This is a genomic window from Stenotrophomonas sp. YJH_SMC_6, from assembly GCF_059371335.1.
This window is the reverse complement of sequence record NZ_JCAFUM010000004.1, coordinates 246293-259228: the sequence shown is the minus strand read 5'-3', so window position 1 is coordinate 259228 and position 12936 is coordinate 246293. Positions and strand designations below refer to the sequence as shown.

Annotated in this window: 14 protein-coding genes; 5 read left to right on the top strand and 9 right to left on the bottom strand. The window is 67.6% G+C overall.

The features are described 5' to 3' along the window. The first annotated feature begins 46 nt into the window (after window positions 1-46). Window positions 47-1345, top strand: coding sequence for a homogentisate 1,2-dioxygenase (gene hmgA / locus AC5P9N_RS06235; RefSeq protein ID WP_005411339.1), 1299 nt, complete (start codon window positions 47-49; stop codon window positions 1343-1345). 84 nt (window positions 1346-1429) lie between these two features. On the opposite strand, the gene AC5P9N_RS06230 is transcribed toward hmgA, so the two are convergent. Further along, window positions 1430-1966 (bottom strand): hypothetical protein, encoded by a 537-nt coding sequence (locus AC5P9N_RS06230; protein WP_005411338.1) that lies wholly within the window; start codon window positions 1964-1966, stop codon window positions 1430-1432. Between the two features lie 125 nt (window positions 1967-2091). Between AC5P9N_RS06230 and AC5P9N_RS06225 the strand changes: the two genes are divergently transcribed. Continuing rightward, complete coding sequence (locus AC5P9N_RS06225) at window positions 2092-2748, top strand: hypothetical protein (protein ID WP_099484177.1); 657 nt, start codon at window positions 2092-2094, stop codon at window positions 2746-2748. Between the two features lie 72 nt (window positions 2749-2820). Beyond that, window positions 2821-3780, top strand: coding sequence for a sodium:calcium antiporter (locus AC5P9N_RS06220; protein WP_099484178.1), 960 nt, complete (start codon window positions 2821-2823; stop codon window positions 3778-3780). Between the two features lie 74 nt (window positions 3781-3854). Here the strand turns inward: AC5P9N_RS06220 and AC5P9N_RS06215 are convergent, their stop codons facing one another. From AC5P9N_RS06215 to AC5P9N_RS06180, 8 genes are all read right to left on the bottom strand, one after another. After that, window positions 3855-4244, bottom strand: coding sequence for a Na+/H+ antiporter subunit G (locus AC5P9N_RS06215; protein ID WP_099484179.1), 390 nt, complete (start codon window positions 4242-4244; stop codon window positions 3855-3857). Continuing rightward, window positions 4241-4525 (bottom strand): K+/H+ antiporter subunit F, encoded by a 285-nt coding sequence (locus tag AC5P9N_RS06210; protein ID WP_005411334.1) that lies wholly within the window; start codon window positions 4523-4525, stop codon window positions 4241-4243. The genes AC5P9N_RS06215 and AC5P9N_RS06210 overlap by 4 nt, the downstream gene beginning before the upstream one ends. After that, on the bottom strand, window positions 4522-5028 hold the full coding sequence (locus AC5P9N_RS06205) for a Na+/H+ antiporter subunit E (protein WP_005411333.1): 507 nt from the start codon (window positions 5026-5028) through the stop codon (window positions 4522-4524). Before AC5P9N_RS06205 ends, AC5P9N_RS06210 begins: the two co-directional genes overlap by 4 nt. Next, a complete protein-coding gene (locus tag AC5P9N_RS06200) occupies window positions 5025-6560 on the bottom strand; it encodes a monovalent cation/H+ antiporter subunit D (protein ID WP_033833876.1) in 1536 nt (511 codons plus the stop codon). Before AC5P9N_RS06200 ends, AC5P9N_RS06205 begins: the two co-directional genes overlap by 4 nt. After that, window positions 6557-6949: a Na+/H+ antiporter subunit C gene (locus AC5P9N_RS06195; RefSeq protein ID WP_005414705.1), complete on the bottom strand. Its 393-nt coding sequence runs from the start codon at window positions 6947-6949 to the stop codon at window positions 6557-6559. Before AC5P9N_RS06195 ends, AC5P9N_RS06200 begins: the two co-directional genes overlap by 4 nt. Further along, window positions 6949-9777, bottom strand: coding sequence for a monovalent cation/H+ antiporter subunit A (locus AC5P9N_RS06190; protein WP_099484180.1), 2829 nt, complete (start codon window positions 9775-9777; stop codon window positions 6949-6951). The genes AC5P9N_RS06195 and AC5P9N_RS06190 overlap by 1 nt, the downstream gene beginning before the upstream one ends. Window positions 9778-10110: 333 nt before the next feature. Beyond that, on the bottom strand, window positions 10111-10596 hold the full coding sequence (locus tag AC5P9N_RS06185) for an Mpo1 family 2-hydroxy fatty acid dioxygenase (protein ID WP_099484181.1): 486 nt from the start codon (window positions 10594-10596) through the stop codon (window positions 10111-10113). A gap of 201 nt (window positions 10597-10797) precedes the next feature. Further along, a complete protein-coding gene (locus AC5P9N_RS06180; RefSeq protein WP_005414703.1) occupies window positions 10798-11724 on the bottom strand; it encodes a phosphoribosylaminoimidazolesuccinocarboxamide synthase in 927 nt (308 codons plus the stop codon). Between the two features lie 144 nt (window positions 11725-11868). Here AC5P9N_RS06180 and AC5P9N_RS06175 point away from each other — a divergent pair, with 144 nt between their 5' ends. Further along, entirely contained in the window at window positions 11869-12198 is a 330-nt protein-coding gene (locus AC5P9N_RS06175) for a J domain-containing protein (protein WP_005411327.1), read from the top strand. 29 nt (window positions 12199-12227) lie between these two features. Beyond that, the gene (rpe, locus tag AC5P9N_RS06170) at window positions 12228-12902 is read left to right on the top strand and encodes a ribulose-phosphate 3-epimerase (protein ID WP_005411326.1); all 675 of its coding nucleotides are present in this window, start codon (window positions 12228-12230) and stop codon (window positions 12900-12902) included. Window positions 12903-12936: the final 34 nt, after the last annotated feature.

The following is a 12936-nucleotide window of genomic DNA, read 5'->3' as shown; positions in this document are numbered from 1 at the left end:
TCCGAATGGTCGTGCCGGCCGCTGGCCGGCAATCTCTGGAGTTCCCATGTCCCCCGCCATCACCGCCCGTGGCTACCAGTCCGGCTTCGGCAACGAATTCGCCACCGAGGCCGTTGCCGGCGCGCTGCCGGTCGGGCAGAACTCACCGCAGAAGGTCGCCCACGGTCTGTACGCCGAACAGTTGACCGGCACCGCCTTCACCGCGCCGCGTGGCAGCAACCGCCGCAGCTGGCTGTACCGGATCCGCCCGGCGGTGACCCATGGCGAGTTCACCCCGTTCGCGCAGTCGCAGCTGCAGTGTGATTTCGGCGCACAGCCGGCTTCACCGAACCAGCTGCGCTGGAGCCCGCTGCCGCTGCCGGAGCTGCCGACCGATTTTGTCGAAGGCCTGTACACGATGGGTGGCAACGGCTCGCCCGATGCGCATGCCGGCGTGGGCATCCACCTATACGCTGCCAACCGCGACATGGTCGGCCGCTACTTCTACGACGCCGACGGCGAGCTGCTGATCGTGCCGCAGCTGGGCGCGCTGCGCCTGCTGACCGAGCTGGGCGTGATCGAGATCGAGCCGCAGCAGATCGCGGTGATCCCGCGCGGCGTGCGCTTCCGCGTTGAACTGCCCGATGGCCCGAGCCGTGGCTACATCTGCGAGAACTACGGTGCGCTGCTGAAGCTGCCCGACCTCGGCCCGATCGGTTCCAACGGCCTGGCCAATCCGCGCGACTTCGAGACCCCGCATGCGGCGTTCGAGGATGTGGATGGCGATTTCGAACTGATCGCCAAGTTCGAGGGCCGCCTGTGGCGTGCGCCGATCGACCATTCGCCGCTGGACGTGGTGGCCTGGCACGGCAACTACGCGCCGTACCGTTACGACCTGCGTCGCTTCAACACCATCGGTTCGATCAGCTACGACCACCCGGATCCGTCGATCTTCCTGGTGCTGCATTCGCCCAGCGACACCCCGGGCACCAGCAACATGGACTTTGCGATCTTCCCGCCGCGCTGGCTGGTGGCGCAGAACACGTTCCGTCCGCCGTGGTTCCACCGCAACATCGCCAGCGAGTTCATGGGCCTGGTGCATGGCGCCTACGATGCCAAGGCCGAAGGCTTCGTCCCGGGTGGCGCCTCGCTGCACAACTGCATGAGTGGTCACGGCCCGGACGCGCCGACCTTCGACAAGGCGTCCAATGCCGATCTGTCCAAGGCCGATGTGATCAAGGACACGATGGCCTTCATGTTCGAGACCCGCGCAGTGATCCGCCCGACCGCACAGGCGCTGGCCGCCGGCCACCGCCAGGGCGATTATCAGCAGTGCTGGAACGGCCTGCGCAATAACTTCCGCTGACCCTAAAAAGGGGACGGAGGGGATTAAGCCGCAATCAGCACACGTGTGCCTGAAACGACTTAATCCCCTCCGTCCCCTTTTTCTTCAGGCGACCTCGGCGAACGCGTCGCAATGCTCCAATGGCAACGCCTCCAGCAGGCGCTGCCGTACGCGCTGGCAATAGCCATCCGAAGTGAGCGTGGGCAGCAGCTGCATTGCCGACTGCAGTCGCTGCAGCACCTCGTCCTCCGCACGCGCTTGCTGCAGGTCGCGGAACAGCGCCGCCGCCTGTGGATGCCGCTGCATTTCCAGGATGCCCAGCACGTAGATGCGCGCTGCCACCAGCGAGCGTCGGCGTTCGACCGCGGGTGCAGCAGGTGTGGCTGCCGGCGGCGTGGGCACCGGCGCCACCGCGGCTGCGGTCGACGGTGCTGGGGTCGTGGCGCCTGTGCCGGTGCTCAGGTACCCCGCCTGTACGAGCTGGATGACCATCGCCGGTGCTTCCTGGCCGAGCAGACCGGTCAGGTCGGCGACGGTACGCTGGCCGTCGCACAGGATCAGCAGCCGGCGCTGGCGCATGTCCAGCGGCGCGCGGTGGGCCTGCAGCGCGGTTCGGGCGAGATCGGTCTTGCGCGGTTGCATGGAAGGGACGGCCAGGTCGGTGCTCGCCGAGCCTGAACGAAGGCGATGAAACCGCGATGACAATGCAGCGCCTGCACACCGGATGGGCTAGCGTGCAGCCATCCTTGTGCCAGGGAACCGCACCGATGAAGCACCTTCCGCTTGCTGGTCTGTTGCTCCTTTCGCTCACCGCCTGCAGTGCTGGCCCCGACAAGCAGGGGGCGGCCGGCAGCGGCAGCGACACCCCGGCGGAAACCGCCTCGGCGACCGGACCCGCGCAGTCGACGGATCCCGATCTGGCCGCCCGTCCAGCCAATGACCGTCGCGAGGACAGTCCCGCGCGCCTGGATGGCTTCGCTGGGGCGAAGCTGGGTGCCGGCATCGCCGAGGTCCGTGCCGGCTTCGGCACGCCGCTGCAGGGTCTGGGCACCGATGCGGCCGGCAAGCCGCTACCGGCTGACGACAGCAACGACGGCTGCTACTTCCTGCGCCCGCAGGATGCCGAAGATCCGCGCCTGATGATCGAGGGCCGCAAGCTGGTGCGCTACGACGTGCGCAGCGCCGCCATCACCGCACCGGGCGGCGGCAAGGTCGGCATGACCCTGGGTGAGCTGCAGGTGCTGTATCCCGAGCGCGCTGACGTCGGCCCCGACAAGTACGACGACAAGGCCCAGCACCTGCGCGTGCGTCCGGCGCAGGAGGGCGGGACAGTGATCGACTTCGCGCTCGGTGCCGATGGCCGGGTGGGTGCCTGGCGGGTCGGGCAGACTCCGCAGGTCGACTATGCGGAAGGCTGTGGCTGATCCTTGATCCACCGCCCAGCCATGCGCTCGGGCCACGCGTAGAATCGCGCCACCACTGCTGGGGAGTGCTCGATGATCGCCATTGCCATTGCCTGGTTCCTGCTCGGCCTGCTGCTGCTGGCACTGGGCGGGGACTCCATCGTCAAGGCCGTGTCCGGCCTGGCCCAGCGTTTCGGCGCCAGCCCGTTCACTGCCGGGCTGTTGCTGCTCGGGGTGACCACCTCGTTGCCGGAACTGGCAGTCAACGCGCGCGCGCTGGCGGTGGGCCAACCGGAGCTGGCACTGGGCAACGCGGTGGGCAGCAGCATCGCCAACCTGGGCCTGACCCTCGCCGTGGCGGCCATGGCTGCGCCCCTGCTGCTGCGCGCGCGCCTGCAGACGGTGCTGTGGTGGTCGCTGCTGGCGGCGGGTGTGCTGCTGATCCTGTTCGGGCTTGATGGCGGCCTCGCACGTTGGGAGGGCGGCATACTGCTGGCCGGCTTCATCGTGGTGCAGGTGCTGCTGCTGCGCCGTGGTCGCAGCGAGAGCGCGGAGGTGCAGGTGGCCATCGCCGAGTCCGCACTGAGCCGCACCAGCCTGCCGTTGAACGTGCTGCGCGTGCTGATTGCCGCGTTGACGCTGTACTGGGGCGCGCGCCTGGTCGTGGGCGCCGCTGCTGACTTCGGCGTAGCCCTGGGCTGGACGCCCCTGCTGGTCGGCCTGCTGCCGGTGGCGATCGGCACCGCACTGCCGGAGGTGGCCACCGCCATCGCCGCCGCGCGTCGCGGGCATGGCGACATGGTGCTGGGCCACGTGCTGGGTTCCAGCGTGGTGAATCTGCTGCTGGTGATTGGTGCGATGGCAGTGCTGCAGCCGCTGGCGTTGCCGGCCTCGTTCGTGCGCCTGGAGCTGCCTGCGCTGCTGGCGTTCGCGCTGGTGCTGTACCCGATGCTGCGTGGCGACCTGAAGGTCAGCCGCGGTGAAGGCGCGATCCTGCTGGTCGCGTTCGTCGGCTGGTTCGTGCTGGAAATGCTGCTGGTGGGCGCGGCATGAGGTAGTGCCGGCCGCTGGCCGGCAACCTCATTGCCTCTGACGGAACCCTTGCGACTGCCGGCCAGCGGCCGGCACTACCGGTTCTGCGTGGCTTCTTCTTCCCGCACCGGTTCTGGCGGCGGCAGCTGTTCTTCAGCGGCCGGCTCGTTGCCCGGCAGGCTGGGGCGGGTTTCCATCAGCAGTGACAGCGCGGCCTTGGCCATCATGTGTGCGCTGATCGGTGCGGTGATGAACAGGAATACGGTGATCAGCAGCTCGCGCGGCTGCGGGTCCTGGCCGAGGAAGATGTGGTAGCAGACCGAGCACACCAGCACGCAGCCCACGCCCAGCGTGCTCGCCTTGGTCGGCGCGTGCAGGCGCTTGAAGAAGGTGGACAGCTTCACCAGGCCCAGTGCGCCGACCAGGATGAAGAAGCAGCCGAACAGCAGCAGGACCGACAGGCCGATCTGGATAGCGGTGATCATTCGACGATGTCCCGGCGCAGCACGAACTTGCTCAGCACCACGGTGCTGCCGAAGCCGAGCATGGCGATGATCAGCGCCGCCTCGAAGTAGATCGGCGAATTGAGGTACATGCCGAACAGCATCAGCTCGGCGATCGCGGTCACCGACAGGGTGTCCAGCGCAAGGATGCGGTCGGGCACGGTCGGCCCGCGCAGCAGGCGCCAGGTGGCCAGCAGCATGGCCAGGCCGACCACGTGCATGCACACCACCAGGGTGGTCTGGATGACTTCAAAACCGGTCATGGGAAGATCTCCATCAACGGCGCCTCGTAACGGCGCTTGATCGTATCGATCAGGTCCTGTGGGTCCTCCAGGTGCAGCACATGCACCAGCAGGAACTTGCGGTCGTCGCTGAGCGCGGCCGAGACCGTGCCCGGGGTCAGGGTGATCATGCTGGTCAGCGCGGCGATGCCGTGGATGTTGGCGATGTCCAGCGGCAGCCAGATGAAACCCGGGTGGATGTTCTTTTCCGGGCCCAGCACCTGCAGGGCGACGCGGATGTTGGACATCAGGATGTCCCACAGGGTCACGCACACCAGCCTGGGCAGTGGCCGCAGGGTGCCGATGCGGGCGAACTCGCGGTCCAGGCGCGCGGCGAACAGCGGCACCACCACGCCCAGCAGCAGCCCCAGCACGATCTGGCCGAGGGTGAAGCTGTCGGACATCAGCAGCCAGAACGCCACCACCATGATGCTGAGCATCGGCGAGGGAATCAGGCGACGGAACAGGGAGCGCTGGGCGGTCATGGCTGGCGGATCTCCGGCGTGGTCGCACGCAGTTGCTGCACGTACTCGCTGGGTTGCAGCAGCTGTGCGGCGGTGGCGTCGGTGTAGCGCATCAACGGTGCCGCGGCCACGGTCATGCCGATGCCGTAGGCCAGCAGCAGGCAGGCGGCGTAGAGTTCTACCCGGCGCAGGGGAGCCTTGCGCGGCTTCGGTGCATCGGGATCGACCGGCGGCACGCGCCAGAACAGGCGGATGCCGCCGCGGGTCAGGCCCATGATCACCAGCAGGCTGCTGACCAGCACGGCGGTCCAGACCGGGCCGGTGTACTGCGCCGGCATGCCGGCCAGCAGCGCGGCCTTGGCCAGGAAGCCGGACAGAGGCGGCAGGCCGGCCACCGACACTGCCCCGATCAGGAACAGCACCGCCGGCGTTTCCTTGCCTGGCATCGGCGCCACCACCTCCTTGCGGTCGCTGGCGCCACCACGGCGGCGGCGGATCAGGTCGGCAACCAGGAACAGCGCAGCGGCCACGAAGCTGCTGTGCGGCAGGTAGTACAGGCCGGCCGACAGCACCTGCGGCGTGCCCACCGAGAAGGCGATGAACAGCGTGGCTGCCGACACGATGACCAGGTAGGAAATCAGTACGCGCAGGCGGGTCGCGGCCAGGGCGCCGAGCCCGCCCAGCACCAGCGTCGCCACGCCGGCCCACAGCAGCCAGTCGCGGCCATAGCCGGCCATCGCGCCGGCATCGTCGCCGAACCACAGCATCTGGATGCGCAGCACCGAATACAGGCCGACCTTGGTCATGATCGCGAACAGCGCCGCCACTGCGGCCGGCGCGCGCGAATAGGCTTCCGGCAGCCACAGGTACAGCGGCATCAGCGCGGCCTTGGCGCAGAACACCAGCAGCAACAGGCCCATCGTGGCCTTCACCAGGGTCAGCTGCGTCGGCGGCACAGCGGCAATGCGCTGCGACAGCTCGGCCATGTTCAGCGAACCCAACGTGGCGTACAGCAGGCCCAGCGCGATCAGAAACAGGGTCGAGGCGGTGACGTTGAACACCACGTAGTGCAGGCCGATGCGCATGCGCAGGCCGCGGCCACCGCTGAGCAACAGGCCGTAGGAGGCGATCAGCATCACCTCGAAGAACACGAACAGGTTGAAGATGTCGCCGGTCAGGAACGCGCCGTTGAGGCCGACCAGCTGGAACTGGAACAGTGCATGGAAGTGCGGTGCGCGGCGGTCCCAACCCGAGCAGGCGTGCAGCAGGCAGGGAATGGCCAGCAGCAGGGTGGTCAGCAGCATCCATGCCGACAGCCGGTCGGCCACCAGCGCGATGCCCAGCCGCGACGGCCAGTCGCCCAGCAGGTAGACGTTGATATCACCGCCCGCGGTCGACGCGAACAGCAGGCCCACCGCCAGCGCCAGCGCCGACAGTGCGGTCCAGGCCACCGCGCGCTGCACCCTGGGGCCGTAGCGGCGGTGTTCGACGAACAGCGACAGCGCGGCGCCGAGCAGCGGAATCAGGATCGGCAGGATCACCAGATGGTTCATGCGCGGTCCTCGCCCTGGCGCGGCGAGGCGCTCTCATCCTGCAGGTCGTCGTCGGGCTCGTGGGCGTCCACATGGTCGCTGTGGTTGTCGCTGCGGCTGCGCATGGCCAGCACGATGCTCACTGCGGTCATCGCGAAGGCGATCACGATCGCGGTCAGCACCAGTGCCTGCGGCAGCGGGTCGGTGTAGTTGCCCAGGTGGCTGTCCACGCCCTCCTGCAGCACCGGCGCCTTGCCCAGCACCACGCGGCCACCGGCGAAGATCAGCAGGTTGGTGGCGTAGGACAGGAAGGTCATGCCGAGGATCACGTCGAAGCTGCGCGCACGCAGCAGCAGGTAGATGCCGATGGCGGTCAGCACGCCGATCGCGGTAGCCAGGGCCAGTTCCATCAGTGCATCTCCCCGGTGCGGGCCGAACGGCGTTGCAGGTCGATCTCACCCTTGCGGGCAGCGCGGGTACGCGACGGCTTGATCGTGCCCATCATCGACAGCATCAGCATGGCGCCGCCGAACACCACCAGATAGACGCCGATGTCAAAACCGATCGCGCTGGCCAGCGGCACGTCGCCGATCAATGGCAGGTGCAGGTCGAGGTGGCCACTGGTCAGGAACGGTACGCCGAACAGCATCGAGGCGCTGCCGCTGAGCAGGGCGATCAGCAGGCCCATGCCGATGCAGCGGATGTAGTCGAAGCCGAAGCGCGATTCCACCGACGCGGTGCCCTGGATCACGTACTGGATCAGCAGCGGCACCGCCAGCACCAGGCCGGCGATGAAGCCACCACCGGGCGCGTTGTGGCCGCGCAGGAACAGGAAGATCGACACGGTCAGCGTCAGCGGGAACATGATCTGCGCCAGGTCGGCCGGTACCGGCAGCTTGATCGGCGGGCCGGGCATGATCTGTTCCGGTGCCATCCGCGTGCGCCGCAGCAGTGCGTGCACCACCAGCGCGGCGATGCCGAACACGGTGATCTCGCCGAAGGTATCGAAGCCGCGGAAGTCGACCAGGATCACGTTGACCACGTTCTGGCCGTAGGCCTCGGGCAACGCACGGGCGAGCAGTTCGCCGGCCATGGTGTTCGGCGGCAGGGTCATCGCCGAATAGGCCAGCGCACCCAGCCCGGCGCCGGCGATGATCGCGATCACCGCATCGCGGCGCTTGCGCCAGCGCGGACGTTCCGGCCCGGACTGCGCGGGCAGGTAGTTCATGCCCAGCAGCATCAGCACCAGGGTCACCATCTCCACGAGCAGCTGGGTCAGGGCCAGGTCGGGTGCGGACAGGAACACGAAGGTCAGCGCCACCATCAGGCCGACGCCGCCGACCAGCAGCACCGCCAGCAGGCGCTGCTTGTAGATGCGCAGGGTGGCCACCGCGCAGGCCATCATCACCAGCCACAACGCCCAGCCCAGCAGCGGCATCGGCTGCGGCGCGGTCCAGTTTGGCGACGCCGGATCTGCCACGAATGGCGCAGCGGCAACTGCGATCGCCACCAGCACCAAGCCCAGCAGCATGCGCTGCAGGCTGCCGTTGGCGATGCCGTTGGTCAGGCGCATGGCCAGTGCGGACACGGCATCCAGCTGTGCATGGAACACATTGCGGCCAGTGCTGACGTTGGTCACGGCATGCAGGTTGATCAGCTTGCGCAGGCCGAAGTACAGCGCCACGCCGCCGATCACGCCGATCGCGCTCATTGCCAGCGGCAGGTTGAAGCCGTGCCATACCGCCAGGCTGTACTCGGGCATGGCGCTGCCGAGGATCGACGCCGCAGCGGCATGCAGCACCGGTGCCACGGTCAGTGCCGGGGCGATGCCAACTGCCACGCAGATCACCACCAGCAGTTCCACCGGTACCTTCATCCAGCGCGGCGGCTCATGCGGCACGCGATCCAGGTCGTGCGGGCCGGGGCCAAAGAAGGTGTCGTGCACGAAGCGCAGGCTGTAGGCCACCCCGAATACGCCAGCCAGCAATGCGGCGATCGACACCGCCGTGCGCATGATTCCCGGGCCTCCGGCCGTGATCGCCTCGGCAAACAGCATTTCCTTGGACAGGAAGCCGTTGAGCAGCGGGATGCCGGCCATCGCCAGCGAGGCGATGATCGCCAGCGCGCTGGTGAACGGCATCAGCCTGCGCAGGCCGCCCAGCTTGCGCATGTCGCGGGTGCCGGTCTCATGGTCGATGATGCCGGCGGCCATGAACAGCGAGGCCTTGAAGGTGGCGTGGTTGAGGATGTGGAACACACCGGCCACCACCGCCATCGGCGTGGACAGGCCGAACAGCAGGGTGATCAGGCCCAGATGGGAAATGGTCGAATAAGCCAGCAGGCCTTTCAGATCGTGCTGGAAGATCGCGTTCCAGGCGCCGATCAACAGCGTGATCGCACCGATGCCGCTGACCGTGTAGAAGAACAGGTCGCTGCCGGCCAGCGCTGGATGCAGGCGCGCCAGCAGGAACACACCGGCCTTCACCATGGTGGCCGAGTGCAGGTAGGCAGAGACCGGAGTGGGCGCGGCCATCGCGTGCGGCAGCCAGAAATGGAACGGGAACTGCGCGCTCTTGGTGAAGATGCCCGCCAGCACCAGGAACAGCGCGTACGGGTACAGCGCGCTGGCGCGGATCTGCTCGCCGGCGGCCAGCACCACGTCCAGGTCGAAGCTGCCGACGATGCGCCCGATCAGCAGTACGCCACCGAGCAGCGCAAGGCCGCCGCCGCCGGTGATCACCAGCGCCATCCGCGCGCCCTCGCGCGCGTCCTGGCGATGTGACCAGAAACCGATCAGCAGGAACGAGCTGATGCTGGTCATTTCCCAGAAGATCATCAGCAACAGCAGGTTGCCCGACAGCACCATGCCCAGCATGGCGCCCATGAACAACAGCAGGTAGCAGTAGAAGCGGTGCGCGTTGTCCTGCTGGCTCAGGTAGTAGCGCGCATACAGCACCACCAGCGCGCCGATGCCCAGCACCAGCCCGGCGAACATCCAGGCCAGCCCGTCCAGGCGCAGGGTGAAGTCCAGCCCGATCTGCGGCAGCCAGGTCACCAGGGTGCGGACCACCTGGCCATCAAATACAGTGGGCGTCAGCCAGCCGAGGATGGCCAATCCGCCCAACGGCGCCAGCGCCGCCAGCCAGGCAGCAGTCGAGCGCGAACTACGGGGGAAGGCCGCAACGGCCGCTGCCATCAGGAACGGCAGGGCCAGCAGCAGGGGCAGGCTGGGGAGCATGCAGGGAATCCATGATTCACGAGCAGGTCAGGGAGGATAACAGGCTGCGAAATGTCGCCGAAACCCATCGAACAGCGATCAATTGCATGTAACGTTCGCTGATTCATTTTTTCTGCGGCGCAACATCGCGTTCCTGCATCGCCTCGCCGGCTGCCCTCGGGAGACACCCTACGCCCACGCAGGGAGACCGCAGGCCCTGTCGCACAGGGGCTGCCGTCGACGGGCGGGCGGTGGGGAGCGGGTCACCGGGGCAGGCTGGCAGGGCCGCCGTGGAGTGCGGGTGACGGGATCTGCCCGTTCAGGAAACGACGGCCGCTGCCGGCCGCCGGCACGTCAGTAGCGCCAGTCGAGCTTGCGGTAGAGCTTGGCCATCACCCACGCCGGGCCGATCAGCAGGTAGGTCAGGTCGGTCAGGAAGCTGGGCTTGCGGCCCTCGAACTTGTGGCCGATGAACTGCGCCACCCAGGCCACCACGAACACACCTACCGCCAGCCAGCGCAGGGCCTGCAGGCCGATTTCTGCTTCCAGCAGGCGGCACAGGCAGCCGAACACGAAGAACTGGATGAGCATGCCGATGCCCAGCGGGCGCGACAGCTTGTTGTAGAAGCACCAGGCGCTGAACATCGCGAACGCCGACCAGATGCCGTACTGGAACCAGGTGATCAGCGGCGGCAGGCACCAGAGCAGGGCCACCACCGACCACAGGATCGCCGGTACCGCCACCACGTGGATGCGCTGGTTGATCACATTGCGGTGGTCGTCGGAGTAGCTGGCGAAATAGCGGTCGATCGGCCGCGCAAGCTCGGTGGATGTCTGCATGCTGCGTTGCTTCCTCGGACAACGGTAGTGCCGGCCGCTGGCCGGCACTCCAGAGCATAGCCGAGTTCATGAGGTTGCCGGCCAGCGGCCGGCACTACCAGAGCCAGGCCATGCCTGGCTGCAGGTGTTCGCGAGGTTGCCGGCCAGCGGCCGGCACTACCGAACGCGCCCCCCGCCTTTCCGGCCGGGGGCGCAGGCGCATCAGTCGACGCTGATCCCGGCCAGGCGCTGCAGTGCCTCGGCATACTTGGCGCGGGTGCGCTCGATGATCTCGGCCGGGATGGTCGGGCCCGGGGCGGTCTTGCCCCAGTCCAGCGTCTCCAGGTAATCGCGCACGAACTGCTTGTCGTAGCTCGGCGGGCTGGTGCCCACTTCGTACTCGTCGGCCGGCCAGTAGCGCGAGGAATCCGGCGTCAGCATCTCGTCCATGATGTACAGGCGGCCATCGGCGTCGGTACCGAACTCGAACTTGGTATCGGCCAGGATGATGCCGCGCTCGCGGGCGTAATCGGCCGCGAACTTGTAGATGCGCAGGGTGGCGTCGCGCACGCGCTCGGCCAGTTCCGCACCGACCTGCTTCACCATCGCATCGAAATCGATGTTCTCGTCATGGTCGCCGACAGCGGCCTTGGTCGAGGGGGTGAAGATCGGCTCGGGCAGCTGCTCGGCCTGGCGCAGGCCGTCGGGCAGGTCGATGCCGCTGACCTTGCCGGTGCGCTGGTAATCCTTCCAGCCGCTGCCGATCAGGTAGCCGCGGGCGATCGCTTCCACCGGCACCGGCTTCAGCTTGCGGGTGACCACCGCGCGCTTGGCATACAGGGCCGGGTCCACGCCTTCGGGCAGCACGCTGGCCACGTCGATGCCGGTCAGGTGGTTGGGCATCAGGTGCGCGGTCTTGGCGAACCAGAAATTGGAGACCTGGCAGAGCATCTCGCCCTTGCCCGGGATCGGGTCGGGCAGGACCACGTCGAACGCCGACAGGCGATCGGTGGCCACCATCAGCAGGTACTCGCCCGGCGGGGTTCCGGCTGGCAGCCGCTCGCGCGGGATATCGAACACATCACGCACCTTGCCGCGATGGCGCAAGGGCAGGCCGGGGAGATCGGATTGCAACAGCGTGGTTGGCACGGGCACTCCTGGGGCGTTGTCGATACGGCTGCTGCCCAACGGACCCGGCGGGCCCGCTGACCAGCGGGCGGCCTAGTGTAAAGCCGTCCGGGCCCGCTGTGACGTAAAATGAGCGTCCATTTCGTCGGTCGACCCCGGAGCGCCATGCGCTGGTACGGAAAACTGCTCGGATTCATCGCCGGCGCCCTGCTGTTCCGGCCCAATCCGCTGTTCGGGGCGGTGGTCGGCCTGCTGATCGGCCATGCCTTCGATTCGGACTGGTTCCGCCTGAACAAGGAGAACCCGTACCGGGAGCTGGGGCTGACCTCCGAGGCCACCGATGCCGAGGTCGAGCGCGCCTACCGCAAGCTGATCTCGCAGTACCACCCCGACAAGCTCGGCGGCGCCGCCCCCGAGCTGCAGCAGCAGGCCGAGCAGAAGTCGCGGCGCATCAACGCCGCCTACGACCGCATCAAGACCCTGCGCAAGCGCTGACCCCTTTCCCCTCGTTGCAAGGCCCGGCCATGTCCCACTGCCTCATCGCCCCCTCCATCCTGTCCGCCAACTTCGCCCGCCTCGGCGAGGAAGTCGACAACGTCCTCGCCGCTGGCGCGGACTGGGTCCACTTCGACGTGATGGACAACCACTACGTGCCGAACCTGACCATCGGCCCGATGGTCTGCCAGGCGCTGCGCAAGCACGGCGTGACCGCGCCGATCGACGTGCACCTGATGGTCGAGCCGGTGGACCGCATCATCCCGGACTTCGCCGAGGCCGGTGCCACCTACATCAGCTTCCACCCGGAGGCGAGCCGCCACGTGCACCGCACCATCCAGCTGATCCGCTCGCTGGGCTGCAAGCCGGGCATCGTGCTCAATCCGGCCACGCCGGTGGACATCCTCGACTGGGTGCTGGAGGACCTGGACCTGGTGCTGCTGATGTCGGTCAACCCGGGCTTTGGTGGTCAGGCCTTCATCCCCTCGGCGCTGGACAAGCTGAAGGTGGTGCGCAAGATGATCGATGCCAGCGGCAAGGACATCCGCCTGGAGATCGACGGCGGCGTGAAGGCCGACAACATCGGCGAGATCGCGGCTGCCGGTGCCGACACCTTTGTCGCCGGCTCGGCCATCTTCAACGCCAAGACCAGCTACCAGGACGTGATCGCGCAGATGCGTGCGAACGTCGCCGCCGCCCGCTGACAAAAAGGGGACGGAGGGGATTAATCTCGTTTAA

Bases quoted from the DNA above. Each gene is read 5' to 3' on its own strand.
- AC5P9N_RS06225 (WP_099484177.1), top strand. From the start codon at position 2,092: ATGAAGCACCTTCCGCTTGCTGGTCTGTTGCTCCTTTCGCTCACCGCC.
- hmgA (WP_005411339.1), top strand. From the start codon at position 47: ATGTCCCCCGCCATCACCGCCCGTGGCTACCAGTCCGGCTTCGGCAAC.
- AC5P9N_RS06185 (WP_099484181.1), bottom strand. From the start codon at position 10,596: ATGCAGACATCCACCGAGCTTGCGCGGCCGATCGACCGCTATTTCGCC.
- AC5P9N_RS06210 (WP_005411334.1), bottom strand. From the start codon at position 4,525: ATGACCGGTTTTGAAGTCATCCAGACCACCCTGGTGGTGTGCATGCAC.
- AC5P9N_RS06200 (WP_033833876.1), bottom strand. From the start codon at position 6,560: ATGAACCATCTGGTGATCCTGCCGATCCTGATTCCGCTGCTCGGCGCC.
- AC5P9N_RS06215 (WP_099484179.1), bottom strand. From the start codon at position 4,244: ATGATCACCGCTATCCAGATCGGCCTGTCGGTCCTGCTGCTGTTCGGC.
- AC5P9N_RS06195 (WP_005414705.1), bottom strand. From the start codon at position 6,949: ATGGAACTGGCCCTGGCTACCGCGATCGGCGTGCTGACCGCCATCGGC.
- AC5P9N_RS06175 (WP_005411327.1), top strand. From the start codon at position 11,869: ATGCGCTGGTACGGAAAACTGCTCGGATTCATCGCCGGCGCCCTGCTG.
- AC5P9N_RS06220 (WP_099484178.1), top strand. From the start codon at position 2,821: ATGATCGCCATTGCCATTGCCTGGTTCCTGCTCGGCCTGCTGCTGCTG.
- AC5P9N_RS06205 (WP_005411333.1), bottom strand. From the start codon at position 5,028: ATGACCGCCCAGCGCTCCCTGTTCCGTCGCCTGATTCCCTCGCCGATG.
- AC5P9N_RS06230 (WP_005411338.1), bottom strand. From the start codon at position 1,966: ATGCAACCGCGCAAGACCGATCTCGCCCGAACCGCGCTGCAGGCCCAC.
- rpe (WP_005411326.1), top strand. From the start codon at position 12,228: ATGTCCCACTGCCTCATCGCCCCCTCCATCCTGTCCGCCAACTTCGCC.
- AC5P9N_RS06190 (WP_099484180.1), bottom strand. From the start codon at position 9,777: ATGCTCCCCAGCCTGCCCCTGCTGCTGGCCCTGCCGTTCCTGATGGCA.